Origin of the sequence: Amycolatopsis minnesotensis (assembly GCF_039529815.1) — a bacterium.
In the GTDB taxonomy this organism is placed as follows: Bacteria; Actinomycetota; Actinomycetes; order Mycobacteriales; family Pseudonocardiaceae; genus Amycolatopsis; species Amycolatopsis minnesotensis.
Genome location: NZ_BAAANN010000008.1, coordinates 226,329 through 249,961, shown reverse-complemented (window position 1 = coordinate 249,961; position 23,633 = coordinate 226,329). Strand labels below are relative to the sequence as shown.

The window sequence follows — 23,633 nt, the reverse complement described above, 5'->3', positions numbered from 1 at the left end:
CGTAACAGCCGCTTAACGAACGGACCCGGCCGCAGCGGGTCGTCGGCTACCTCGGCGTCGACCAGCACCCCAGTGCAGTACGGGCGTTCAACTGCCGCCGGTGATCAGTTGAACGCATAAGTTACGTTTCGGCCGGTGTTGCCACACCCGGCCTAGGCGAAGAATAGCGCGCCGACATCCACGATGATTCAGCCTCCCCAGACCGCGATAACAATGATAGCTACCCTTCATCCCCAGTGAAACCGCATTGCAATGACTATCAAGGGGCACTGTCACGGCGCTGTCACCTCAATCGAAATACCTGGTCCTGGTGAGGTGCGATCCGCGTCGTACCGGGGACCGGTCCCGCGCGGCGCGCGCTCTACTGTCCGCCATGACCCGCAAAGTCGTCGCCGCCGTGCTGTGTACTTGCCTGCTCGCCGCATGCGGAGCAGCACCGCGGCAAGCCGCCTCCACGCCGCCGCCGGAGACCACCGCGGCGCCGAAGCAGCACCTCGTGCGACTGGAGGTGACCGGCACGGCCACGCTCTCGCTCACCTTCACCCTCGACGGCAAGGTCAGCGAAGAGAAGGCGGTGAAGCTTCCCTGGCGCAAGGACGTCGAGGCCCCCTACGGCACCGAACCCCACGAATTCCGGCTGACCATGCGGCACACCGGCGGCACCGTGGCCGCGACGGCCACCGTGGACGGGAAGCTGGTCACCCGGACCGCGGGCAGCGGCTCACCCGGCAGCAACAACACCGCCAACCTGTCGGGCAGCTTCTCGGACTGACCGGAGCGCGGGTATCGCACATCCTCACGACGACGCCCCGCGCAAGCGAACACAATCGAACATTTCCGCGACTGACCCATTTCTTCACACCACGCTCGACCTTGTCTCGGTTCCGCGGCCGCACCAGGTCTGTCCAGCGTTGATTGTTGACACCTTTCGTTGGAAGTTGAAGCATGATTGAGAGTTGTGCACGGTTCTCGATCCTGGCCGCTTTGCTCGAGACGACGAGGTCCGCATGAAGCGAGAGAACGAACCACATCCGGCTGCAAGTCCGCACCCGCTCGTCGGCAGGCGGCGTTTCCTCGGCGGGCTCGCGCTCGCGGGCGTCGCGTGATGCAGGTTCGCCCCCTGGCGGACCATACCCGGCACGAACGCCCGGCACATCCGCCAGGCGCCCGGCACCGGGGCCACCGATACGCTCGTTCACCGCTCCAGCGTCAGTTGGGCGAGGAACTCGCTGCGCTCGGCTTGAAGGTCGTAGTGCCAGGTGTCCCGCACGCAGACCGGGCACCAGTGGCCCGCGGTCAGGATGAGCCTCGGGCTTCCGGTGAACTCGTGGCCGAACCCGCACCGCCAGTCCAGCGGGGTCGCGATCGCGCCGCGGCGCACGTCGGTGCTCAGCAGTTCACCGCCCCGGAACCGTGCGGCGGTGGCGTAGTCCACAGTGGACCAATCGGACGGCGGCTTCGACTCGTCGTACCCGTGGTCGAGTGCTTTCGCGGCGCGATCGGGGTTCGGTGGCCGGAACGTGGACCAGTCCCCGATGGCTTCCCACTCGGCCCTGGAGCCGAAGTAGGCGCGGATCCGCTCCTCGTCGCCGTCACGGACGAACGACATCGTGCCCCGCGGTTTGCGCGCCATCGGCTTCAGCACGAGGTGCTTCACCACCCACGACGGCACCTTCCCCGCCATGCGGACCGATCGCGGCGCGGCGGCCACCGCGCGGCCCAGCGCCCCGTCGAACGTGTCGCGCCGGAACGGCACGAGCTCGTGCAGCCGGTCGGAATCGGTGTACCACTGGCCGTGGAAGTTCCGGAGTGCGAACCAGTCGCGCTCGTACCAGGACCGCACGCCGTCGGCGCCGACCGCACGGGCGAGCCCGGTGTGGAACTCCCAGTTCGTCAGCCGCCACGCGGCACCGCCACCGATGTTGTGGACGCCGCCCCAGAACTCGGCGGGGACGCCGTCCTCGCAGATGCCTGCCATCAGCCGTGCGGCGTCCTCCACCGAAACCCACTCCATCACGCCGCCGAACGGGGTGTGGGTGATGATCGGGTCCCGGATCTCCAGAAGGCTGGGATGGAAGATGCCCGTCTGCCGCAGCCACGCCCATTTCGGCAGGCCGGAGTCGACCAGTGCCTTCTCCGCCACGATCTTGCTCTGGCCGTACTCGTCGTAGTGGGACACCCGCAGCGGGTCCCCCACCCGGCCCCAGTGGTGCGGCGGGTTCCGGTCCCCGGTCTGGGCGACCGAACCGACGCCGACGACGCCGATCGCGCCCGGATCCGGCTGGGCGCGCACCGCTTCGACGATCGTGCGGACACCGCCCACGTTCACGCGGTGCGCGAGTTCGGGGTGGTCGTCGGCGAACGGGGACACCACGGCACCGACGTGCAGCACGAAGTCCGCGCCGCGCACGCAGGATTCCACCGTGGCGTAGTCGGTGAAATCGCCGAACACCACGGTCAGGTTGCCGACGTGCTCGAACTCCCGGATCGCCGCCCGGTCACCGGGCAGCACGAGGGCCACCACGTCGAACCGGTCCGCGCGCTCCGCGAACTCGCGCAGGATGTAGCGGCCCCAGTTGCCGGTCGCCCCGGTCAGGAACACCCGCCTGCGCCGGGCGGCACCCGTCATCTCAGCTCCGCGACCCATTCGATCACGGTATCGGCGAAAAGCCGGGCGTCGTGCTCGTGCATCGAATGCGGCATCTCGGGGAACGACCGGTAGGTGAACGCCTGGCCCGCCGCGGTCACGAGCTCTTCGACGCGGCGCACCTGCGTGTCCGAGATCGCGCCCATGAGCTTGCCGGTCGACGCGTCCTCCTGGTGGAAGTGATGGGTGAACAGGACCGGGACCTTGACGTGGGAGACCAGGTTTTCGTGATCGCAGGAGGCGTTCGCCGATCCCGAGACGAAGGCGCGGCCCCACTCGGGGTCGTATTCCTTCAGGCTCTGCGGCACGCCCGACGCGGCGGGCTCATCGCGCGGGACCATCCGCGACAGCGCCGCCAGCACCGACGACGGGAGTTCGCGAGGCAGCGCCTTCAGCATGCCCTCGACATCGCCGATGGACCACTGGTCGCCGAGCCATTTGTGCCACAGTCCGAAAATCGGGCCGATGCCCTGCCGGATCGACGGGCCGCAGGCGGGTGTGACCTCGGCGGCGAAGATCGGCGCGTCCTCCCATACGGTCGCGCGAACCTGGCCCGGTTTGGCGAAGGCGGCCAGCCACGCCGACACCACGCCACCGGAGGAGTGCCCGCTGACGATCGCCGGACGGCCCACCACGAGATCGAGGAAGCGGACCAGGTCGTTGCCGAAGTTGTCGATCGTGTAGCGCCCTGGGGTCCAGGTCGAGCGGCCCTGCCCGCGCAGGTCGACGGCGAACACCTGGAACGCCTCGGCGAGCAGCGGCATGGCCTTCTCGTACGCCCACCAGGAATTGCTCTGGCCAGGGATCAGCACCAGCGGCGGCAGGGCCGGATCGCCGACAGTGCTGTAGTTGAGCCGAACTTCGCCGAGGTCGACGACGCGCTCGTCGAAGGCGTGCGGCACGAACACCTCCGCGCGGTCTTCGGCTTCGAGGTAGTTCATCCCGTTCCCCTGCCTTCTCGCGTCAGCGCCGGCTTTCCGTGGCGGGCAGCACGCGGCCGCGCACCTCGCCGAAGCCGATCCGGCCGGTGGTACCGGGGGCCGTCGCCGAGATGACCACTTCGTCCCCGTCGAGCACGAACGAGCGCTCCTCGCCGCCCACCGTCACCGGTTCCTTGCCACCCCAGGTCAGCTCGATGAACGCGCCCCGCTGGTTCTTCTCCTCGCCCGAGATCGTGCCCGACGCGTACAGGTCGCCGGTGCGCGAGGACGCCCCGTTGACCGTCAGGTGCGCCAGCATCTGGGCGGGCGACCAGTACATCTCGCGGTACGGCGGGCGCGTGACCTCCTGCCCGTTCCAGGACACCGACAGCTCGATGTCCAGGCCCCACGGCTCGTCCTCACGCAGGTACGGCAAGGGCTCCGGATCCTGCGCGGGGGTGGGCACCCGTGCCGGCTCCAGTGCCAGCAGCGGCACCACCCACGGAGAGATGGACGTCGCGAAGCTCTTGCCGAGGAACGGCCCCAGCGGCACGTACTCCCACGCCTGGATGTCCCGCGCCGACCAGTCGTTCACCAGCACCGCGCCGAACACGTGCCGCGCGAAGTCCGCGGTGGACACCGCGGTGCCGAGCGGCGACGGCGTGCCGACGATGAAGCCCAGCTCCGCCTCGATGTCGAGGCGGCGGCACGCGCCGTAGGTCGGCGCGTCCTCGTCCGGCGCCTTGCGCTGCCCGCACGGGCGCACGATGTCCGTGCCCGACACGATCACCGTGCCCGCCCTGCCGTGGTAGCCGACCGGCAGGTGCTTCCAGTTCGGCATCAACGGCTCGGCCCCTGGCCGGAACAGCCTGCCCAGGTTGCTCGCGTGGTGCTCCGAGGCGTAGAAGTCGACGTAGTCGGCGACCTCGATCGGCAGGTGCAGCTCGACCTCGTCCACCCCGAACACCGCGGCGTCCGGCACCTCGCCGCCGACCAGTTCGGTGACCCGGGACCGTACCTCCACCCAGCGCTCGTGCCCCTGCGCCATGAACGCGTTCAGGCTCGGCCGCGCGAACACGTCGTCGCCGAGCGCGGCCGCGAGGTCCACCACGGAATCGCCGACGCGCACGCCGACGCGGGGTGCGGCGCCAGGCGGTGCGAACACGCCGTAGGGCAGGTTTGCCACCCCGAACAGCGAGCCGTCGGGGATGTCGATCCTGGTCACGCTTTCTCTCCTTCTCCCAGCACCGAGGCGGGGACCAGGCCGAGGCCCACCACCTCGGTCACCGGCTCGATAATGCTGCAGGTGCCGAACGAGCGGAACGACTCCCGCGCACCCGCGTCCACTTCGGACACTCGCCGCGCGACGACGGCGCCGTCGCGCTCGGCCAGCAGCGGGACCAGCTCGGCCCCGGACGCGCCGTCGCGGGCCGCCGCGGTCGCCACCAGGACGTTGAGGAACCCGTGCTGCTCGAACCCGGTGACCGGATCGGTGTTGCGCAGCGCGTGGTGCAGCCCGGCGGTCGCCTTGAACGGCACCCCGGCCGCGACCACCGCCGCGATCGCGGCGGCCAGCTCGGCCTCGTCCGGGTACAGCTCCGCCTTGACCCCGCCGGTGCGGAACTTGGCATGGTGGCCGGTCTTCGCACAGGTCGCGATCACCTCGGCGCGCCGGGCGTCGCGGGGCACCTCGACGAACACCGGCACGTCACCGGCCCCGTCCAGCGCGCCGAAGAACTCGGGCACGGACAACTCGGCCGGCACCGCGACCTCGAGCCCGCTCAGCCGTACCGGCAGGTCGGCGGCGCGGGCGAGCGCGTCCGGAAGCTGTGCTGGGCCACCGGGCGCGGTCACCGCGATCTCGAGCGGCTCCCGCACGAGCGAGCCGAGATCGGCGAGGGCGGGCGCTGCCAGGATCAGCGGTCCCACCAGCTCGTGATAGCCGGCCGACCGGTGCCCCGCGTGGTCCGGGACCGCATCCGGCAACGGCTTCGACCCGGGTGGGAACACCGCCGCGTCGTCGAAGAATCCAGCGAAGAGGCTCACGTAGTTAACCTATGTACTACCCGAGGGGGCACGCAAGGGCGGGCACCGGTCAGGTGCGGCCGCGGAACCGGGCCCGGTCGGTGATGAGCTTGTTGAGCAGCATGACCAGGATCCGCTGCTCGGTCTCGGTGAGCACGCCCGCCCACTCGTGCTCGCGCTCGTTCTGCGCGCGGAAGACCTCGACCATCTCCGCCTGCCCGCGCTCGGTCAGGGACAGCAGCACCGAACGGCCGTCGTGCTCCCCCGGCGTCCGCTCCAGCATGCCGTCGTCGACCAGCGTCTTCGCCAGGTTGGACACCGCGGCGCGGCTCATCCCGGTCAGCTCCGCGGCCTTCTTCGCCTCCAGCGGGCCTGCCAGCCAGGTCACGAACAGCAGCCGGAAGCCCGACCACGAACGCCCCCGTGGCCGGTGGACGGTGGCTTCGAGGTCATAGGTGATCACGTTGGACGCCCGGTTCAGGGTCAGCAGCACCTCGGTGGCGAGCTGGTGGGAGAAGCCGAACTCGGCAGTCAGCCGGGTGTTGGCGAGCTCGACGAAGGACCAGAAGTCGAGTTCACCCGCAGTCACGACCCGCGCACCCGCCCTCCGCTCAAGTAGTTAACACATAAACTACCTGCTCGGATCCGCGGCATCCAGTGCAGTGGCTCAGTAACCGACGTAGCCCCCGCCCGAGGTCATCGCGGCGATACCGGGTACCTCGCTGATCGAACCGTAGCGCGCGATCGCGTACCGGACGGCCGCGATGATGTTGTCGACCGGGTTCCAGATGTCCTCGTGACCATCGAGGCGGTAGGCGCCGAAGGTCGAGTCGATGGTCTGCATCAGGCCCTTCGACGGGTGCCCGGCGGCGGCGTTGGAGTCCCAGTCGTTGATGGCGTGCGGGTTTCCCCCGGATTCGTGCTGGATGATCGCGTACAGCTGCGCCGGGTCGATCCCGCTGACGTCGACTCCGTTCGCGGACAGGATGGAAAGGGCCTCGCGCATCCAGTCCGCGACCTCACCCGACGGCGGCGGACCGGACGGGCCGCCGGAGGTGGTCACCGGGTGGTGCGATCCCGGCGACCCGCTGGAGGTCGAGACGTGCCGGACGGGGTGCTCCGAGGTCCCGTGCGACCGCGCGGATTCGTTCGCCGGGGGCTTCTGCTCGACCGGCTTCGTGACCACGGGCTCGACCGGCTTCGTGCTCGGCGGCGGAGGCGACTGGAGGCTGATGACGGGCGTGGGCGTCGGCGCGGACGCGATGGTCGCGACCGGCATCGTGAACACCGCCGGGGGGTGCGCGGGATCGGACAGCTCGGTGAGGGCCTTCCCGCCTTCGGCCGCGCGCTGGAGCGAGGTCAGCGCGGTGCCCAGCTCGGCGGTGCAGGTGGTGATCGCCTGCCGGATGTCGGTGGCCGCTTCTGCGCACAGCGCGCGGATCGCCGCGTCCGCGTCACGACGGTTCCCGGCCGCCTTGGCCGCGTTGAGCAGCCCCTCGCAGCGGGTTTTCTGCCACGTCTTGGTGTTCGCCAGCCGAGTCGCCGCGGCACGCACCGCCCCGCTCGCTTCCGCCAGCGCCCGCGACAGCGTGCTGCCCGCTTGACCGAACGTCCTCGCGTAGTCCTCGAAAGCGTCCGCGAACTTGCCGCGCAGGTCGTGGTTGAGCTCTCCGGCTGGCTTGCCGAGCGTCCCGCCGAGATCGGCGCAGACGGTGCTCACCTCGTGCCAGGCGTCCGCAATGGACAGTGCGGTATCCGGTGTCGCCGCGTCGAGCTGGCGAGCGAGCTCGGCCACGGCCGATCCCCCCGGCAGCGCCGCGACCTCGTCGAGCACGGTCACAGCGAGGTCAGCCTCTTCGCGTTCGCGTCGTCCACATCGGTGATCGAGCCCGTGTGGCGCCGCAACGCCGCGTCGAGGTCGCGCAGCAACCGCGCCCCGGTGTCCAGCTCACCGCCGACCGACTCGTTGAGCGCGCGCACCGCCTCCGTCATCCGCCGCCCGGCGTCGGTGGTGCCGAACAGCTCGCCCTCCGGGGCGTGCAAGCCGCCGGCGAGTTCGGTGAACCGGGCGATCTCCTGGTCCAGCACGGTTCTGCACCGCTCAACCGCTTCCATGGAGAGCTTCGTCGACTCCACCGGACCGCCCCTCGATATCCCCTGGTTCTGCCGCTCGGGGTGATTATCGGACTCATCGCGGCGATCGCCGGCGAATGCGCGCGGTTTCGCGCCGAAACGGGTAAGACCCCCCGGCAACCGGCGCGGAGGTCATCCGGCCGGGTCGCCGCCGCCGGAAGTGCACCTCGGCGTGCCGCGCCCGGCAGTCGGAAGTCCGGTCTCCCCGCGCACCGAGGACGCCGCCACCTGGAGCACCTGGTGTTCGACGAGAGCCCGGTCTTCTACACGGTGCGGGAGCTGCCCGTCACGTGGTGAACCTCCGCAGTGGACGGACGCGTTGACTCACTCGACCCGGCCGGGCTAACCTGAACGCCGTTCAGGGTGAACGGTGTTCAGGTCGAACGCGAGGAGAGCACCTGGTGTACCGCGGAACGGGACTCTGCCGAGCAAATCGTCAGCACCTCGCGCAGGGCAGCGTCCGGCACTGTCCAAACACGACACTTACCGGGACGGACTTCCGATGAGCGTCTGGACGGACTGGTTCGCCGAGCGGCGGGCGGCACGCGAAGCGGCCGGGCTGCAACGCACGCTGCGGCCGCGAGCCGTCGACGAGGACGTCATCGACCTCGCGGGCAACGACTACCTCGGGCTCGGCGGCCATCCACTGGCACGACGGGCGGCCGCCGACGCGGCGCTGGCCTGGGGCCCCGGCGCGGGTGCTTCCCGGCTCGTGACCGGGACCACCACGCTGCACGCCGAGCTGGAGTCCGAGCTCGCCGAGTTCACCGGGCACGAGGCGGCGCTGGTGTTCTCGACCGGCTACCAGGCCAACCTCTCGGCGGTCGGCGTGCTGATGGACAAGCACTCGCTCATCGTCTCCGACGCGCACGTCCACGCTTCGCTGATCGACGGCGCGCGGATGTGCCGGGCGGCGATCGAGGTCGTCGGCCACAACGACCTCGCCGCGGTCCGGGCCGCGCTCGCCTCCGCCGGCGGCAGGCGGGCGATCGTGCTGACCGAGTCGATCTTCTCGGTGCTCGGCGACGCCGCCCCGCTGCCCGGACTCGCCGCGATCTGCGCCGAGCACGAGGCACTGCTGCTGGTCGACGAGGCGCACGGGCTCGGCGTGGCGGGCGAGGGCGGGCGTGGGCTGGTGCACGCGCACGGCCTGGCCCGCCACCCGAACGTGGTGATGACCGCGACGCTGTCGAAATCGCTCGGCGCGATGGGCGGCGCGGTGCTCGGCCCCGCCGCGTTGATCGACCACCTCGTCAACCGGGCCCGCCCGTTCATCTTCGACACCGGGCTGGCGCCGGCGCCCACCGCCGGCGCGCTGTCCGCGCTCCGCGTGCTCCGCGCCCAGCCCGAGTTGCCGCAGCGGATCCACCGGCGCACCAAGGAACTCGCGGCGAGGCTCGGCGCGCCAACGTCGGCGGGCGCCGTGCTGTCCGTGCCGATGCCGTCCCCGCAGGCCGCCATCGCCGCACAGGCCGCCGCGCTCGCCGAGGGCGTGCGGGTGGGCTGCTTCCGGCCGCCTTCGGTGCCGGACAAGAACTCCCGCCTCCGGATCACCGCCTGCGCTGGTATCGACGAGCGGCGCTGGGCGCACGCCGTCGACGTGCTGACCCGCGTCGTCTACGACCACCTGCGGTGGTCGTAGCGGTTCACCGCCGCCCGGCCATCCGCTCCGACACCTCGTGCGCCGCCGCCTTCGCCGTCTCGGCGATGTCCCCGATGCTGTCGATCATCCGGTTGCTCGGGCCCGCGACCGCGATCACCGCGGCGACCCGTCCGTTGTGCACGACGGGCACGCCGACGCCGAAGACGTCGGGCATCGTCTCGCCGCGGTTGATCGCGACTCCCGCGGTGGCGATCTCCGCCAGTTCCCGGCCCACCCGCTCCCGCTCGCCGGGATCGGCGATGTGCGTGGCGAGGTAGTTGTCCCGGAAGCGGCTGGTGGCGAACGCGAGGATGCACTTCCCGGAACTGGTGGGGTACAACGGGCGCCGGGTGCGCAACGGCGCCGAGTAGCGGATCATCTGGGTGGATTCGACCGTCTCGGTGTAGACGACCGAATCCCCGATCAGCGAGGCGAGCATGACGGTTTCGCCGAATCGCGCGACGAGATCCCGCATCGCGGGTTCGGCGGCCTGCTCGACGGTCGGCGGCGCCGCGGTGAGCAGTGCGCCGACCGCGGGGCCGATCGTGTAGGCGCCGCCATCGTCGCGGAGGTACCCGGTGGCGACCAGGCCCTTGACCAGTCCGTGCACCGAGGACCTCGGCGCGCCGAGGTGGTCAGCGAGGTCGGCGAGGCGGACGCCCGCGCTGTCCGCCGCGGCGAGTTCGAGGATGGTCGTCACCCGCGAGACCGTCCGGTGCTCCTTGGCTGCTCCATCTGCGGAAGTCGGCACTGCTGTCCCCGTCGTCGTCGCTGTGGTCAGGGTTGAAACGTACCGTCGGGGCGGCGGGCCCGCGCAATCACACGGGATGCGCCACGGCGCGGTCCGCGGCGGGTGCGGCGTCCGGCAGGCGCTTCGACTGGTCGCAGAGCGCGCCGATCACGATGAAGGCCGCCCCGGCGACGAACAGCAGGGACACGCCCCAGGTGGCGTGCTCGGGTGACGCGGTCACCAGTGCGAGCGCACCGAGCGGCGCGAGCCCGCCGGACAGGCCGCCGCCGATCTCGCGGCCGGCGCCCAAACCCGACGCCCGCACTTCGGTGGGGAACTGCTGGGCCAGCAGGGTTCCCTGCGCGGCGAGCATGGCGGGCACCACGACGCCGGTGGTGAGGATGAGCGCGATCCAGATGTAGCCGCGCTGTTCGGTGTTCAGCATCCAGAAGAACGGGAACGCCAGCACCGCCACCAGCACCCCGCTGGTGAGCACGATCGTCCTGGCGCCGACGGCGTCGCACAACCGGCCGGTGATCGGTACCGCGATGATGGCGCAGGCACTGGCCAGCGTGATCCCGAACGCGCCGATGTTCGCCGGTACGTCGCGGAATTCGGAGAGGTAGGACAGCGAGAACGTCTTGAAGATGTAGCTGACCCCGTTGTAGCCGATCGTGATCGCCATGACCACCGCGAGCCCGCGCCAGTCCGATTTGATCAGCGACCGCAGCGGCCGCGCCTTGCGCCCCTGTGCTTCTCGCGCGAGCTTCTCGAACTCGGGCGTCTCCGGCATCCGGCGGCGCACCAGGTAGCCGAGCCCGACGAGCGCGAAACTGGCGAGGAACGGGACGCGCCAGCCCCAGCCGTACAGGAACTCCTTGTCCAGGCTGGTCAGCAACGCGACGGTCAGCGAGGACAGCAGCAGGCCGATGTTCACGCCGAGCGCGGGCCAGGATCCCAGCCTGCCGCGGGTCTCCGGCTCGGCGTGTTCGTACGAAACCGCGATCGCGCTGCCGAATTCGGCGCCCGCTCCCAGTCCCTGCGCCAGCCGGAGGACGACCAGCAGGATCGGCGCGAAGATCCCCATCGAGGCATAGGTGGGCAGCAGGCCGATGAGCCCGGAAGAGATTCCCATCAACAGGAAGGTCAACGACAGCACGGCTTTCCGGCCGATCTTGTCGCCGAGCACGCCGAACACGATGCCGCCGAACGGGCGGGCGATGAAGCCCACCGCGAAGGTCGCCATGGCGGCCAGGGTGGCCGCTGCCGGGTCGCCGGAAGGGAAGAAGACGCGCCCGAAGACCAGCGCGGCCATCGAGGCGTAGAGGTAGAAGTCGAACCATTCGAGGGCCGAGCCGATCACCACGGCGGGCCCGACGGCCTTGCGTGAGGTCGATGCCGACCGCGCCGGTGGAGCACTGGGAAGCGTCATTGCTACGTCTCTCTGTGGACGGTGGACGTCGGTCGGAGCCGGGGAGCCCGCGGGGCACGGCATAGAACTGATTCGTATATACGAACATGCTGTCGTAACTACGAAAGTTAAAGAGGTGAACCCCGTCACTGTCAAGTGCCGGGTCCGGATCACCGCCAACCCGGGACACCCCTTGACAGTCCCCGTCCCCGAATCGCATGCTGTTCTCATATCCGCTCATGTGTTCGTATTTATGAACATAATCTGGTCTCGGCGCAGCCGGAAAGGAACACCCCCGTGCACTTCGAACTGACCCCGGACCAGCAGGCCCTGCGCGCCGGGGCACGCGAGCTGGCCCGCGGCTTCCCCGACGAGTACTGGGCGGACTGCGACGCGCACGGCAGGTTCCCGTGGGACTTCTACAACGCCTTCGCCGAGGGCGGCTGGCTGGGCATCGCGATCCCGGAGGAGTACGGCGGCGGCGGGCTCGGCATCAGCGAAGCGGCTCTGCTGCTGGAGGAGATCGCCGCGTCCGGCGCGGGCATGAACGGCTGCAGCACCATGCACCTGTCCATCTTCGGGCTGAACACCATCGTCAAGCACGGCAGCGAACGGCTCCGGAACGAGATCCTGCCCGCGGCCGCCGACGGCTCGCTGCACGTCTGCTTCGGGGTCACCGAACCCGACGCGGGCACCGACACCACCCGGATCACCACGTTCGCCGAGAGGACCACCGGCGGCTACCTGGTCAACGGGCGCAAGGTGTGGATCACCAAGGCGGGCGACTCGCAGAAGATGGTGCTCATCGCCAGGACCACGCGGCGGGACCAGGTGGAGCGCGCCACCGACGGGATGTCACTGTTCCTCGTCGATCTCGACCCGGCGCACGTCCAGCTCAGCGCGATCCCGAAGCTCGGCCGCAACGCCGTGTCCTCCTACGAGGTCGTCATCGACGATCTGTTCGTACCGGAGAGCGCGCGGATCGGCGAGGAGGGCCATGGGTTCCGGTACCTGCTGGACGGGCTGAACCCGGAGCGGATCCTGCTGGCACACGAAGCACTCGGGATCGGCAGGGCGGCACTGGACCGGGCGGTGCGCTACGCGAAGGAACGCGTGGTCTTCGAACGGCCCATCGGCCAGAACCAGGGCATCGCCTTCCCGCTGGCGGAGGCCGTCACCCGGCTCGACGCCGCCGAACTGATGGCCCGCAACGCCGCATGGCGATACGACCAGGGCCTGCCCTGCGGCCGGGAGGCGAACATGGCGAAGTGGCTCTGCGCCGACGCCGGGTTCACGACCGCGGACCAGGCGATCCAGACCCACGGCGGGATGGGCTACGCCAGGGAGTACCACGTCGAACGGTACTTCCGGGAGTCCCGCATCCTCCGCCTGGCCCCGGTCAGCCAGGAAATGGTGCTGAACTACGTGTCCGCCCACGTGCTTGGCCTGCCCAAGTCCTACTGACGGGAGTCGTCTTGACCGCCCCCATCCCCACCGGCAGCCTGCGCGGCGTCCGCGTGCTCGACCTCTCCCGCGTGCTCGCCGGTCCGCTGTGCACGCAGCTGCTCGCCGATCACGGCGCCGAGGTGATCAAGGTCGAACCACCGGCAGGCGACGAGACCCGCACCTGGGGTCCGCCGTTCGTCACCGAAACCATGAGCGCGTACAACGCCGGGCTCAACCGCAACAAGACCAACCTCTGCCTCGATCTCCGCACGCGCGAGGGCCAGCAGGTCCTCGACCGGCTCCTGCGCGAGGCGGACGTCGTGGTGGAGAACTTCAAGGCGGGCACCCTGGCCGGCTGGGGGCTGCCCGACCGGACGCTCGCCGAACGGTTCCCGCGGCTGATCCACTGCCGGGTCACCGGATTCGGGGTGGACGGCCCGATGGGGGGCATGCCCGGTTACGACGCCGTGCTGCAGGCGTACAGCGGTCTGATGAGCGTCAACGGCGAACCGTCCGGACCGCCGTTGCGCGTCGGCGTGCCCATCGTCGACATGGTCACCGGGATCTACGCGTTCTCCGGTGTGCTACTCGCCCTGCACGACCGGCACGCCACCGGGCGCGGCCAGCTCGTCGACTGCACCCTGCTCGACACCGCGATCTCCTTGCTGCACCCGCATTCTCCGACCTGGCTGACCGCGGGCACGATCCCGCGGCGCACCGGATCGGCGCATCCCGCGATCGCCCCGTACGACACGTTCGACGCGCGGGACGGCCTGATCTTCATCGGCGCCGGCAACGACCGGCAGTTCCGCCAGCTCGGCGAAGTGCTGGAGCTGCCGGGTATCGCCGGGGACGCCCGGTTCGCCACCAACGCCGACCGGGTGCGCAACGTCGCCGCGCTGCGCCCGCTGCTGGCCGCGCGGATCGGCGCGCTGGCTCGGCACGAGCTCGGCCGCGCGCTCCTGGACCGCGGTGTGCCCGCGACTCCGGTGCACGACGTCGGTGAGGCGCTGACCGATCCGCAGGTGCGGCACCGTGAGATGGTCGTCGAACTCGACGGCTACCGCGGCACCGGAATCCCCATCAAGCTGAGCCGGACCGCGGGCACGGTCCGGTCGGCGCCGCGCGAACAGGGCGCGGACACCGCCCGCGTCCTCGCTTCGCTCGGCTACACCGACGACCAGATCACCGCGCTCATCGACGCCGATATCGCCCGCGCCGCAACGGAAACCGCCACTGCTAGGGCTGATCCAGCAGGGTGAGGTAGGCGTCGAGCCGAGCCGCGCCGGCGAGCAGGTTGCGGCTGCGGGTGGTCAGCCGGTGCTGCCACGAGTCGAGGAACGCGCGCAACGCCTCCGCCCCGCCCGCCTCGCGCAGCGACTCGACGAACCGCGCGACCTGGCGCAGCGGATACCCGCCCCGGCGTAGTTGCCGTGCGATCTCGGCGTCGCGCACGCAGTCCGGCCCGTATTCGCGGTAGCCGGTCACCGGGTGGCGTTCGGGGTGCAGGATGCCCTCGGTTTCCCAGGTGCGCAGCGTCGCCGGGTGCACGCCGAGCCGTCGCGCGAGCTCGCCGACGGTCAGCGGCCGGCCGCCACCGGGGGCGGGTGCCGTGGTGGACAGGCTCCCGAGGGCCGCGGCGACCTCGGTGCGGGTGTCGCGTTCGGCGAGCAGCGCGATGTGCGCGGCGTCGATGAGCCGGTAGGAGGACTCGGTGTCGCCCCGGTTGATCGCGCGCATGATCTCCATCGCGGGCTGGTGCCCGTGTCCGCCGCGCAGCGCGAGGAAGGCGCGCAGGGCCTGGGCGTGCAGGGGTGTGTAGCGCCGGTAGCCGGTATCGCTGCGCTCGGTCGGCGGGAGGACGCCCGCGTCGTCGTAGTTGCGGATCGCCTGCGCGGACAACCCGTGCTCCCGGGCGAGGTCGATCGGGCGCACCTTGCACCTCCGTTGAGGCTTGAACCTGATAACTGCAGGAGAAATCCGCTGAAGTCCCACTCGATTCTTCAACGATATCGTCGAGGGTAGTTCCTTCCGAAAAGGGGTGTTCCATGTCTGCTGCCACCGCATTGCCCGGGATCGGCCGCCAGCTCGACGACACGGCGGGACTCGGCCGTGCCGTCGACGAACTGCTCGCCGCGCGGAGCGTGCCGCCGACCCTGCTCGCCCTCGGTGAGCCGACCCACGGGATCAAGGCGTTCCCGTTGCTGCGCAACGAACTTCTCGGTCACCTCGTCGAACGCGGGTACCGGTCGGTCGCGCTGGAGATCGACTTCTTCGCCGCGTCCGTTGTGGACGATTACGTGCACGGTGCGGACACCGCGCTCGACACGGTGCTCGCGACCGGGTTCAGCCACGGCTTCGGCGCTGTACCAGGCAATCGCGAACTCGTCGAATGGCTCCGCGCGTACAACGCGGGCCACCCGCCGCAGGACCGCGTCCGCTTCTACGGCTTCGACGCGCCGACGGAGATGGCCGGTGCGCCGAGCCCGCGGCACGCGCTGTCCTCGGTCAACGACTACCTGCCCGAAGCGCTGCGACCCGAATCGTTCCGGGAGGCCGACGCGCTGCTCAGTGCGGACGCGGAGTGGACGAACGAGGCGGCCATGTTCGACCCTGCCGCATCGATCGGCGGCTCCGACCGCGTTCGCGCACTGCGCGTCGTCGCCGACGACCTCGCCAGCGCGCTGCGCCGCGCGGCACCCGGTCTGCGCCCCGCCGACCCGAGCGGTTACGACCTCGCCGCCGCGCACGCGCGCACCGCCCAAAGCCTGCTGCGCTACCACGCGGCCATGGCCGGCCCCGCGCCCGATCGCATCGCGACCTTGCTCAGCCTGCGCGCCGAGATGATGGCCGACAACCTCCTCGCGATCGCCGTGCGGGAGCAGCGGCGCGGCCCGAGCCTGGTGTTCGCGCACAACGTGCACCTTCAGCGCGCACAGCCCCACCCGCCGGTCGGTGTGGGCGCACCCGCGGACAGGGCCACCTGGTACAGCGCCGGCGCGCTCGTCGAACTCACCCTCGGCGAGCGCTACGCGTTCGTGGCGACCGACGCCAACCCCGTCAGCGATCCGAACACCTTCCAGGGCATGCTGGCCGGGGCCACCACCCGGCGCGCCCTGTTCCCGGCGCCCGCCCTGCGCGCCGCGCTTCCCCCGTCGACCGCCACGGGCGAACCGATCCTCCCCGGTCACCTCCCGCTGAACCCGGCGGAACTGGGCGGCGCCGACGCGGTCATCTTCATCGCCGACACCGACGGAAAACGACACCAGTACTGGTAACGGCGCGTGTCCACACTGGACAGTGCGCCCGATCGTCTCCCGAATGCGGCGGCAGCGGGCCCGGGCATCGTGGTCCATAGTGAGGGCATGGCAGCCGCGCACCCCGAGGACGTCCGCTTGTTCACCGACGAGGAGATCGGCTTTCTCCTCGGCCACCGGGTGGGGCGGCTGGCCACCGCGGGCAGGTCCGGCAAGCCGCACGTGGTGCCCGTCCTCTACCGGTTCGACGCCGGGCGGAATTCGTTCGGGATCGGCGCTCGCGAGCTGCCCGGGCGCGGGCAGGACCGGCTCTACCTGCGGCACGTGGCGGTCAACGACCAGGTCGCGTTCGTGGTCGACGACTTCGTCAGCGAGCCTTCCTGGAAACCGTGCGGAGTGACCGTCAAGGGCGTGGCGACGGTGCACGCCGAAGGAGGCGAGCTGCTGGGCTTCGGGCCGCGGTGGCTGGAGATCGTCCCCGGCTGGGTCTCCTCGTGGGGTGTCGGCACCGACCCGTTCCGCCCCGCCGTGCCGCGGAAAGCCTGAGCGCGAAGTCCGAACGCCGTCAGCGCGGGGCACCCGGAGCGACGAGCCTTGTCCCCATCGGCGGCAGGCATCCAGCCGGGAAGCATCCACAATGGAATCGGAAGGACCGGGACGAATGTCCACGCACGACGACGATGAGGCCCTCTTCGGCCACCTGCGCACTGCCGATTCGGGTTTCCTCGACCGGCTGCACCAGATCCACTCGGCACACCGGGCCCGCCCTGCCCCGTGTCCCGAGTGGACAGTGCGCCAGGTCAGTCCAGGCTCGCGTTCTTCGTCTCCGGCGCCCACAGGATCGAGCTGATCAGCCCGGCCACGAGGACCAGGGTGAGCACGAGCATCGTCGGCGAGAACCCGATCCCGTCGAGGCTGAGCGGGAGGAGGAAGGTCCCGATCGCGGAGCCGATCCGGCTGAGGCCGTTGAGCAGGCCGACCCCCGAGCTGCGCAGGTCGGTGGGGAACAGCTCGGCCGGGTAGACCTGGTCGAGGTTCACCGCGGCGGACATCGTGAAGGTGAACACCAGGAACAGCGGGAACAGCAGCGCGGTGGGCGCGTCGGGCCAGACGGCCATCGGCGCGAGGCTGGCGATCAGGACCACGAACGACCAGATCGTGAGCCCGCGCCGGGTCGCCTTCGCCACGAACCACAGCCCGCAGAAGCTGCCCACGAGGAGGAAGAGGTTGAGCAGGCCGTCGCTGGTGGTGTCCTCCTCGCCGATCCCCATCTTCAGCAGCACCAACGGGAGGAACGTGTAGATCGCGAAGTAGGGCACCACCTGTGCGTTGTAGAAGATCGCGCCGAAAGCCGTGTGCCGCCAGTACTTCCGGCCGAACAGGTCGCGGTAGCGGGCCCTGCTTTCGACCTGATGTGCACCCGCCAGCGAGTCGAACGCGGCTTCGTCCCCACCGAGCCGGCGCACGACCGCGCGGGCCTGCTCGACCCGGCCGCGGGTGAGCAGCCAGCGCGGTGACTCCGGTACGCCGATGCGCAGCAGCACGACGGCGATCGCGGGCAGGCAGCTGCTGGCGAGCAGCCAGCGCCAGGAGTCTTCCCCCAGCACCACGATGTAGTTGCCGAGGAAGAACGCCGCGACGTAGCCCACCGTCCACAGCACGGTCAGCGACGCGAGCAGCCCGCCGCGGTACCTGCGGGGCACGAACTCGGCCACGAGTGTCGGCCCGAGTGCGTAGTCGGCGCCGATACCGATGCCGATCAGCAACCGCAGCACGAACAGCTGCCCCGGATCGGTCACGAAGAACTCGGCCGCGGAGGCCACCGCGATCAGCAGGAAGTCCAGGGTGTAGAGCCGCTGACGGCCGATCCGGTCGGCGGCCCATCCGACGAGCACGCTGCCGAGGAAGATCCCGATCAGGGCCGAAGCGCCGAGCAGGCCCTCCCACACCGATCCGAAGCCGAGCCTGGCGGCGATCACCGGCAGCGCGATGCTGATGATGCCGAGCTCGTAGCCGTCGGAGTAGTTGGCGCAGAACGTGAGCGCGGTGATGCGCAGGTGGAAGCGGTTGAGCGGGACGTCGTCGAACGCGGCGCCCGCGGCCTCACTCCGGGAGGAAGAGGTCCTGCTCTGCGGCATAGTCTTCGAAGCCTTCCAATCGTTGCCTGGCGAGCGCGCCGGCCGCGTCGGCCATCGCCTCGACCAGCGCCACCGACAGCGACACGACCGCGGCGTGGGAGTCGAACACGAACTCCGAAGCCACGCCCGCGCTCAGCACATCGTCCGCGGACGGGGTCAGGGACGACACCGACCGGTCGGTGACCAGGAGGGTGCGCAACCCCAGCGAACGGGCCTGCGCGAGAGCCTCGGCGCTCTCCCTCGGGTAACGGGGAAGGGCGAACAGGACCAGTACGCCCGCGCCACGCCGGTGGGCGTGCCGCAGGGCGTCGCCGAACACACTGCCCGCGTCGGTGACGAGCTGGACGTCCGGATGGATTTTCGTTGCCAGGTAAGCGAATGACGCCGCTTGCGCGGCCGAGACCCGATAGCCGGTGACCACCAGCGGCCGCGATGCCATCAGCCGGTCGGCGATGGTGTGCAGCCGCGTCCCGTCGGCGAGCTGGGCGCGGAGCGCGGTCAGGTTGCGCAGATCGGCGTCGATCGCCGCCTGGAACTTGTTGCCGCCCTCGGTGGCCGGTTCGACCGAGGCGTCGCGCAGGTAGCGGCGAAACTCGCCGTAGCCGTCGAATCCGAGCAGCGCGACGAACCGCGTCACCGACGGCTGGCTCACCTCGGTGCACTGGGCGAGCTCGGCACTGGTGAGCGCCGCGGCGTCGGCGGCGTGGTCGGCGAGGTAGGTGGCGATGCGCCGTTGTGCCGGCGTGAGACGGTGCGCCGTCAGCAGGTCGTGCAGTGGCCGGGACACTCGGACCTCCCGCCGTACTTGCCACTCGAACGAATGAATAGTTTCATGTCACCCTAAGAGTGAATCAAAACTTGTCAAGTGAGGACGTGATGACCGACAGCAGCCGGATCGAGATCAGCGGCGAAGGACTGCGCTGCGCGGACGTGATCAGGGTCGCCCGCCGCAGCGCGTGGGCGGACCTCGCACCGGACGCCGTCGAGCGGGCCACCCGCGGGTACGAGCTCGCCGTGGAACTGGGCGCCAAACGCGCGGTGTACGGGCGCACCACCGGAGTCGGCGCGAATCGGCACACCGTGGTGGACGCGGAAACGGCCGACCGTCACGGCCTCCGGCTGCTTCGCAGCCACGCCGGCGGCACCGGCGACCCGCTGCCCGGCGACGTCGTGCGCGCGACCATGGTCATCCGGCTCAACCAGCTCGCCGCGGCGGGCAGCGGTGTGCACCCCCGGCTGCTGCGGGCGCTCGAAACCGCGCTGCGGGTCGGCGCGCTGCCGCTCGTGCACTCCCGTGGCGCGATCGGCACCGGTGACCTCACCGCGCTCGCCGAGATCGCGCTGACCTTGGCCGACGAACTCCCGTGGGCCGCGGGCGCGCTCGACCCCGTCCCGGTCAGTCCCGGCGACGCGCTGGCGTTCATCTCCAGCAACGCCGCGACCCTCGCCGAAGCCGTGCTCGCCTGGCACGACCTGACCCGGCTGCTCGCGGCGAGCCACGTGGTGACCGCGTTGACGTTCTGCGCGCTCAGCGGCTCCACCGAGGCCTACTCCGAACGCGTGCACCAGGCCAGGCCGCATCCCGGGGCGATCCGGTGCGCCGCCGAGCTGCGCAGGCTGCTCGCCACCGCCGACGGCCTGCCACCGGGACGGCGCCTCCAGGACCCGTTCGGGCTTCGCGCCTTCCCCCAGGTCCAGGGCCCGGCGCTGGAGGCCGCGGAGAACGTCGAGCGGGTACTCGGCATCGACCTCAACGCCGCGGCCGAAAACCCGCTGATCGACGTCGAAACCGAGCAGGCGTACCACCACGGCCAGTTCTCCACCGCGCACGTGGCACTGGCCTTCGACCACCTGCGCGCCGCGCTCCACCACGTCGCCGAGCTCTCCACCGCCCGGCTGGGCGACCTCGTCGAGCCCGATCTGAGCGGTCTCCCCGCCTTCCTCGCCGAAGGCCCCGCGGGCAGCTCCGGGATCATGATCCTCGAGTACGTCGCCCACGACGCCCTCGGCACGCTCCGGCACGCCGCGTCGCCCGTGACGCTCGGCACCGCCGTGATCTCACGCGGCCTCGAGGACCACGCGAGCTTCTCCACCCACGCCGTGCGCAGCACCGTCGCCGCCACCGCCGCCTACCGCACCGTCCTCGCCTGCGAACTGCTCGGCGCGGTCCGCGCGCTGCGGATGGCCGGCACCCGGCTCCCCGCCACTCCCCTGCGCGAGGCGCTCCGGCTCGCGGAGCACGCCCTGCCGCACATCGCCGAGGACCACCCGCTCAGCTCGGAAATCACGCTGGCCGAACAACTCCTCGACCGGCTGGCCACCCTCTGAGCGGACGCCGATGCCTTACTAGATGACGCCGGATCGCAAGGCGTAGGCGACCGCGTGGGAGCGGCTGTTGAGACCGCACCGGCTCATCAGGCCGTGCAGCACGTTCTTCACCGTGCTCTCCGAATACGCGAGCGCGGTGGCGATCTCCTCGGTGCCGCGCCCGTCGGCCAGCAGCCGGAGCACGTCCCGCTCCCGCGCGGACAGGCCGGACAGCGTGAGGCCGTTGGGCTCCAGCACGTCCTCCCGTATCCGGTCCAGCTGCTTGAGCAGGCTGCCCTGCACGCGGGGCGGCAGGTGCGCCATCCCCTGGCTGACCGCGAGAACCGTCCGCACCAGATCCGCGCTGCTGGTGTCGGTGCGCCGCAGCAGCGCGGCCATGCCGCATTCGATCGCCGTGATCACCGCGTCGGTCCGGAAGTGATCGGTGATGATCACGCACCGCGGCGGTGTTTCCAGCCGCGACGTCGCGCGGACGTCCCGCAGGAACGCGAAAACCCCGCTGTCGATCGAATCCTCGACGACCACGATCACCTCGGCCAGCGCCGAGTCGCCGTCGGCCAGCACCTTCAACCGCCGATCGACGCCGAGAATGCTGGCCGCGCCGAGCCCGGTCATCGGATCCGACGCGTGCACCGCGACCGTCACGGCCGCCGTCTCGGGCTCCGCGGCGCTCACCGGTAGACACGTGAGAGTCATAGTGAAATCTCCAGTTGCCTCAGCCGCTTTGGGTGCGCTTGTTGACGTGCGTACGCCAAAGGGCATTCCGTTGAACCACGAGATCGATCATCGCCGGATGAGCGGGTCGATCACCAGGTCAGGACGGTGTTCACTCCTGTCCACTTCTGCGCGGACAGGAGTGAACAGTCCGGGCTAAGCCCCTTCGCGAACGGCCAGCAGGGTGGCCGAAACCTCGCGAACGCCCGACCGCAGATGCCGTCGGTAGGTGCCGAACGGCATGCCGAGGCGTGCTGCCGCCGCCTCCTGGGTGGTGGCGCGATCGAGGTAGGTCGCCCGCACCGCCCGGTGCTGGTTGACCCGGCGAGGATCTTCGGCGAGCGCTTCGACGGCCTTGACCACGGCGTCGCGCAGCGCGCCTTCGCCGCCGTAGGCCCGCACCAGCCGGTTCGCACCCACGGCGTCGGCGTCGTGCCAGTCGCAGAGGACCTGCTTGACCGCCTCGAAGTGCTGCTCCTGGGTCATGAGCACCCCCGAACGGGACTCCTGCGCGCTCTCGGCCCTCGACGCGGCGGACCCGATCTGGGGCATGATCCGGTCCAGGTGCGCGGACAGCGGGATCTCCCGCCAGTCGTGCACGAACACGCCCCAGCTCCCGTCCCCGAAATCCGGTATCGGGCTGAGCAGCCGGTAGTCGAACCACCCGATCTTGGGGATGAAGGCCTCGGCGTCGGGCAGGACCAGGTAGCTCGCGATGAGACCTTCGCCCTGCTGCAACGTCTCGACGGACATCTGCGTGCTGTGCGAGTTCGCCCCGACCGTGGCGCGCGTCGTGGACGGTGTCGGCACCATGAACCGGGCCACGCCGACGTACTCCCCCGGGTTGACCACGCCGACGCGGTCGAGGTGCTCCTTCACCGGTACGAGCGCGGGATCCGCGGTGAGATCGTCGGTGTCCGGGTGCAGGCGCAGCCAGGCGAAGAAGGACACCGGCACCAGGTCCACCGCCCGGCAGTAGACGTAGAACGCTTCGGGCTGGTGATCGAGCCAGTGGGCGACCAGCGCGGCGAACTCGTCGTCCTGGTCCTCGCGTGCCAGGCGAAGCACGTCCTCGCGTACCGCCGGGGTGTACTCCCGCTCGAACAGCGCCTCGGTTCGCTCGACGATGTTGTCGCGCACGTAGTCGGAGTACCGGTACAGGAAGTTGATCTCGGACGACGCCACCGGGATCGCGTCCCCCGACGCGTTCTGCGCGCGCTCGCCGAGGTGGTGCCACATGCGCGCGTGCAACTCGGCGTAGGCCGCCGGATCGCGCCATCTGAAGGAGGAGTCGAGTACGTCGCGCACCAGCTCGTGGGTGATCAACCCGTGCGGACCCGGCTCCACGTAAGGCAACCCGCCGAGCCAGTCGAAGACGACGAGCGCGTCCTCCTCGTCGAGCCCGGTGCGCAGCAGGTCGACGGTGACGTGGCGGACGTGACCGCACACGCGCAGGCCGTACTCGTGCGACGGCGAAGGCACTCGCTCGATCAGCCTGGCCAGCAAGGTCTCGATCACGTCGGGGCTCGGGGCCCAGGTCGCGTCGTCGGGCGAGGAGGCGTCGGCCGCGGTCTCGGCCGCGAGGCAGAGCGCCAGCGGGTGTCCGCCCGCGAAGTCGTTCACGGCGGCGTGCAGCGAACCGGGCACCCCTCGCTCGTCGAGCAGGTCGGCGACCTCGTCGACGTTCAGCGGCTCCAGCGAGATCGCGGACACCAGGCGGCGCCAGCCGGGATCGAGCGTCCAGTTCGGCTCTGGCCGGTGCCGTCCCGCCACGACGACGACCGTGTTCTCCGGGACCGTAGGCAGGAAGTACTCCCGCAACCAGGTTTCGAGGACCTCGCAGTGCTCGAAACCGTCGACGACGAGCACCGGGCGGTCGGCCGCCCGCACCGGCGCCGCGGCTTCGGCGAACGCGGTGGTGGAGGCGAGCACGTACTCCCCGTTCACCCACACCACGGTGTGGCCGAGGTCTTCGGCGTCGTCAGCCAACCGCCTCAGCAGCGCGGACTTCCCGATACCGCCCGGACCGTGCACGAACAGCACCCGCGGCGCGTCGTGCTCACCGCGCAACGCCGACGCGAACACACGCCGCTGCGCAATCCTGCCGACGAAGCCCTGGTGGCGGAACAGCCGGACGCGGTCAGCCATCGATCGCCGCGGCGGCAGGCGCTCCGGCAGCTTGCGGACTGCGTCGTTCACGCGTTGGGCCTCCCCACCTGCGCGGGCTTACTGCCAGTACACG

General features: G+C 70.5%; 21 protein-coding genes. 7 read left to right on the top strand and 14 right to left on the bottom strand.

Annotated features, from left to right (window positions below; all coding sequences use genetic code 11):
• Window positions 1–373: 373 nt before the first annotated feature.
• Window positions 374–772 carry a hypothetical protein gene (locus ABD256_RS12700; protein WP_344417118.1) on the top strand — a complete coding sequence of 133 codons (399 nt, stop codon included), beginning with the start codon at window positions 374–376 and terminating at the stop codon, window positions 770–772.
• A 423-nt stretch (window positions 773–1,195) separates the two neighbouring features.
• Here ABD256_RS12700 and ABD256_RS12695 read toward each other — a convergent pair whose 3' ends face one another.
• The 7 genes from ABD256_RS12695 to ABD256_RS12665 all read right to left on the bottom strand — a co-directional run bounded on the left by ABD256_RS12695 (window position 1,196) and on the right by ABD256_RS12665 (window position 7,707).
• Window positions 1,196–2,647: an NAD-dependent epimerase/dehydratase family protein gene (locus ABD256_RS12695; protein ID WP_344417115.1), complete on the bottom strand. Its 1,452-nt coding sequence runs from the start codon at window positions 2,645–2,647 to the stop codon at window positions 1,196–1,198.
• Window positions 2,626–3,588 carry an alpha/beta fold hydrolase gene (locus tag ABD256_RS12690; protein WP_344417112.1) on the bottom strand — a complete coding sequence of 321 codons (963 nt, stop codon included), beginning with the start codon at window positions 3,586–3,588 and terminating at the stop codon, window positions 2,626–2,628. Before ABD256_RS12690 ends, ABD256_RS12695 begins: the two co-directional genes overlap by 22 nt.
• Window positions 3,589–3,610: 22 nt before the next feature.
• Window positions 3,611–4,792: a fumarylacetoacetase gene (gene fahA / locus ABD256_RS12685; RefSeq protein ID WP_344417109.1), complete on the bottom strand. Its 1,182-nt coding sequence runs from the start codon at window positions 4,790–4,792 to the stop codon at window positions 3,611–3,613.
• A complete protein-coding gene (locus ABD256_RS12680) occupies window positions 4,789–5,613 on the bottom strand; it encodes a hypothetical protein (RefSeq protein WP_344417106.1) in 825 nt (274 codons plus the stop codon). Before ABD256_RS12680 ends, fahA begins: the two co-directional genes overlap by 4 nt.
• A 49-nt stretch (window positions 5,614–5,662) precedes the next feature.
• Window positions 5,663–6,181, bottom strand: a complete 519-nt coding sequence (locus ABD256_RS12675) for a MarR family winged helix-turn-helix transcriptional regulator (RefSeq protein WP_344417104.1) — start codon at window positions 6,179–6,181, stop codon at window positions 5,663–5,665.
• Window positions 6,182–6,259: 78 nt separating this feature from the next.
• Window positions 6,260–7,432 carry a transglycosylase SLT domain-containing protein gene (locus ABD256_RS12670; protein ID WP_344417102.1) on the bottom strand — a complete coding sequence of 391 codons (1,173 nt, stop codon included), beginning with the start codon at window positions 7,430–7,432 and terminating at the stop codon, window positions 6,260–6,262.
• Window positions 7,429–7,707 (bottom strand): hypothetical protein, encoded by a 279-nt coding sequence (locus tag ABD256_RS12665; RefSeq protein WP_344417099.1) that lies wholly within the window; start codon window positions 7,705–7,707, stop codon window positions 7,429–7,431. The genes ABD256_RS12670 and ABD256_RS12665 overlap by 4 nt, the downstream gene beginning before the upstream one ends.
• Window positions 7,708–8,227: 520 nt before the next feature.
• On the opposite strand from ABD256_RS12665, the gene ABD256_RS12660 reads away from it, so the two are divergent.
• Window positions 8,228–9,367 (top strand): 8-amino-7-oxononanoate synthase, encoded by a 1,140-nt coding sequence (locus ABD256_RS12660; RefSeq protein ID WP_344417096.1) that lies wholly within the window; start codon window positions 8,228–8,230, stop codon window positions 9,365–9,367.
• A gap of 4 nt (window positions 9,368–9,371) precedes the next feature.
• Here ABD256_RS12660 and ABD256_RS12655 read toward each other — a convergent pair whose 3' ends face one another.
• Both ABD256_RS12655 and ABD256_RS12650 read right to left on the bottom strand, forming a co-directional pair.
• A complete protein-coding gene (locus tag ABD256_RS12655; RefSeq protein ID WP_344417093.1) occupies window positions 9,372–10,067 on the bottom strand; it encodes an IclR family transcriptional regulator in 696 nt (231 codons plus the stop codon).
• A 118-nt stretch (window positions 10,068–10,185) separates the two neighbouring features.
• Window positions 10,186–11,529: an MFS transporter gene (locus ABD256_RS12650; protein WP_344417090.1), complete on the bottom strand. Its 1,344-nt coding sequence runs from the start codon at window positions 11,527–11,529 to the stop codon at window positions 10,186–10,188.
• 276 nt (window positions 11,530–11,805) lie between these two features.
• On the opposite strand from ABD256_RS12650, the gene ABD256_RS12645 reads away from it, so the two are divergent.
• On the top strand, window positions 11,806–12,972 hold the full coding sequence (locus ABD256_RS12645; protein ID WP_344417088.1) for an acyl-CoA dehydrogenase family protein: 1,167 nt from the start codon (window positions 11,806–11,808) through the stop codon (window positions 12,970–12,972).
• An 11-nt stretch (window positions 12,973–12,983) separates the two neighbouring features.
• A complete protein-coding gene (locus ABD256_RS12640; RefSeq protein ID WP_344417086.1) occupies window positions 12,984–14,216 on the top strand; it encodes a CaiB/BaiF CoA transferase family protein in 1,233 nt (410 codons plus the stop codon).
• Here ABD256_RS12640 and ABD256_RS12635 read toward each other — a convergent pair.
• Window positions 14,194–14,889, bottom strand: coding sequence for a TioE family transcriptional regulator (locus ABD256_RS12635; protein WP_344417084.1), 696 nt, complete (start codon window positions 14,887–14,889; stop codon window positions 14,194–14,196). The two genes, ABD256_RS12640 and ABD256_RS12635, sit on opposite strands and share 23 nt — an antisense overlap.
• A 113-nt stretch (window positions 14,890–15,002) precedes the next feature.
• Here ABD256_RS12635 and ABD256_RS12630 point away from each other — a divergent pair, with 113 nt between their 5' ends.
• A complete protein-coding gene (locus tag ABD256_RS12630; RefSeq protein ID WP_344417081.1) occupies window positions 15,003–16,232 on the top strand; it encodes an erythromycin esterase family protein in 1,230 nt (409 codons plus the stop codon).
• Between the two features lie 87 nt (window positions 16,233–16,319).
• On the top strand, window positions 16,320–16,757 hold the full coding sequence (locus ABD256_RS12625) for a pyridoxamine 5'-phosphate oxidase family protein (RefSeq protein ID WP_344417079.1): 438 nt from the start codon (window positions 16,320–16,322) through the stop codon (window positions 16,755–16,757).
• Window positions 16,758–17,011: 254 nt separating this feature from the next.
• Here ABD256_RS12625 and ABD256_RS12620 read toward each other — a convergent pair whose 3' ends face one another.
• Complete coding sequence (locus tag ABD256_RS12620) at window positions 17,012–18,349, bottom strand: MFS transporter (RefSeq protein WP_344417077.1); 1,338 nt, start codon at window positions 18,347–18,349, stop codon at window positions 17,012–17,014.
• Window positions 18,315–19,136: a MurR/RpiR family transcriptional regulator gene (locus tag ABD256_RS12615; RefSeq protein ID WP_344417075.1), complete on the bottom strand. Its 822-nt coding sequence runs from the start codon at window positions 19,134–19,136 to the stop codon at window positions 18,315–18,317. The genes ABD256_RS12620 and ABD256_RS12615 overlap by 35 nt, the downstream gene beginning before the upstream one ends.
• A gap of 89 nt (window positions 19,137–19,225) precedes the next feature.
• Between ABD256_RS12615 and ABD256_RS12610 the strand changes: the two genes are divergently transcribed.
• Window positions 19,226–20,677, top strand: a complete 1,452-nt coding sequence (locus ABD256_RS12610; protein ID WP_344417073.1) for an aromatic amino acid ammonia-lyase — start codon at window positions 19,226–19,228, stop codon at window positions 20,675–20,677.
• A gap of 18 nt (window positions 20,678–20,695) precedes the next feature.
• Here the strand turns inward: ABD256_RS12610 and ABD256_RS12605 are convergent, their stop codons facing one another.
• Together ABD256_RS12605 and ABD256_RS12600 are read right to left on the bottom strand one after the other, a co-directional pair.
• Window positions 20,696–21,292 carry a helix-turn-helix transcriptional regulator gene (locus ABD256_RS12605; RefSeq protein WP_344417143.1) on the bottom strand — a complete coding sequence of 199 codons (597 nt, stop codon included), beginning with the start codon at window positions 21,290–21,292 and terminating at the stop codon, window positions 20,696–20,698.
• A gap of 255 nt (window positions 21,293–21,547) precedes the next feature.
• Window positions 21,548–23,590 (bottom strand): P-loop NTPase, encoded by a 2,043-nt coding sequence (locus ABD256_RS12600; RefSeq protein WP_344417070.1) that lies wholly within the window; start codon window positions 23,588–23,590, stop codon window positions 21,548–21,550.
• Between the last annotated feature and the right edge of the window lie 43 nt (window positions 23,591–23,633).

Excerpts from the sequence above, each read along its gene's own strand:
- ABD256_RS12700 (WP_344417118.1), top strand. The coding sequence starts at position 374 with ATGACCCGCAAAGTCGTCGCCGCCGTGCTGTGTACTTGCCTGCTCGCC.
- ABD256_RS12610 (WP_344417073.1), top strand. The coding sequence starts at position 19,226 with ATGACCGACAGCAGCCGGATCGAGATCAGCGGCGAAGGACTGCGCTGC.
- ABD256_RS12690 (WP_344417112.1), bottom strand. The coding sequence starts at position 3,588 with ATGAACTACCTCGAAGCCGAAGACCGCGCGGAGGTGTTCGTGCCGCAC.
- ABD256_RS12605 (WP_344417143.1), bottom strand. The coding sequence starts at position 21,292 with ATGACCGGGCTCGGCGCGGCCAGCATTCTCGGCGTCGATCGGCGGTTG.
- ABD256_RS12625 (WP_344417079.1), top strand. The coding sequence starts at position 16,320 with ATGGCAGCCGCGCACCCCGAGGACGTCCGCTTGTTCACCGACGAGGAG.
- ABD256_RS12665 (WP_344417099.1), bottom strand. The coding sequence starts at position 7,707 with ATGGAAGCGGTTGAGCGGTGCAGAACCGTGCTGGACCAGGAGATCGCC.
- ABD256_RS12620 (WP_344417077.1), bottom strand. The coding sequence starts at position 18,349 with ATGCCGCAGAGCAGGACCTCTTCCTCCCGGAGTGAGGCCGCGGGCGCC.
- ABD256_RS12630 (WP_344417081.1), top strand. The coding sequence starts at position 15,003 with ATGTCTGCTGCCACCGCATTGCCCGGGATCGGCCGCCAGCTCGACGAC.
- ABD256_RS12695 (WP_344417115.1), bottom strand. The coding sequence starts at position 2,647 with ATGGGTCGCGGAGCTGAGATGACGGGTGCCGCCCGGCGCAGGCGGGTG.
- ABD256_RS12650 (WP_344417090.1), bottom strand. The coding sequence starts at position 11,529 with ATGACGCTTCCCAGTGCTCCACCGGCGCGGTCGGCATCGACCTCACGC.
- ABD256_RS12660 (WP_344417096.1), top strand. The coding sequence starts at position 8,228 with ATGAGCGTCTGGACGGACTGGTTCGCCGAGCGGCGGGCGGCACGCGAA.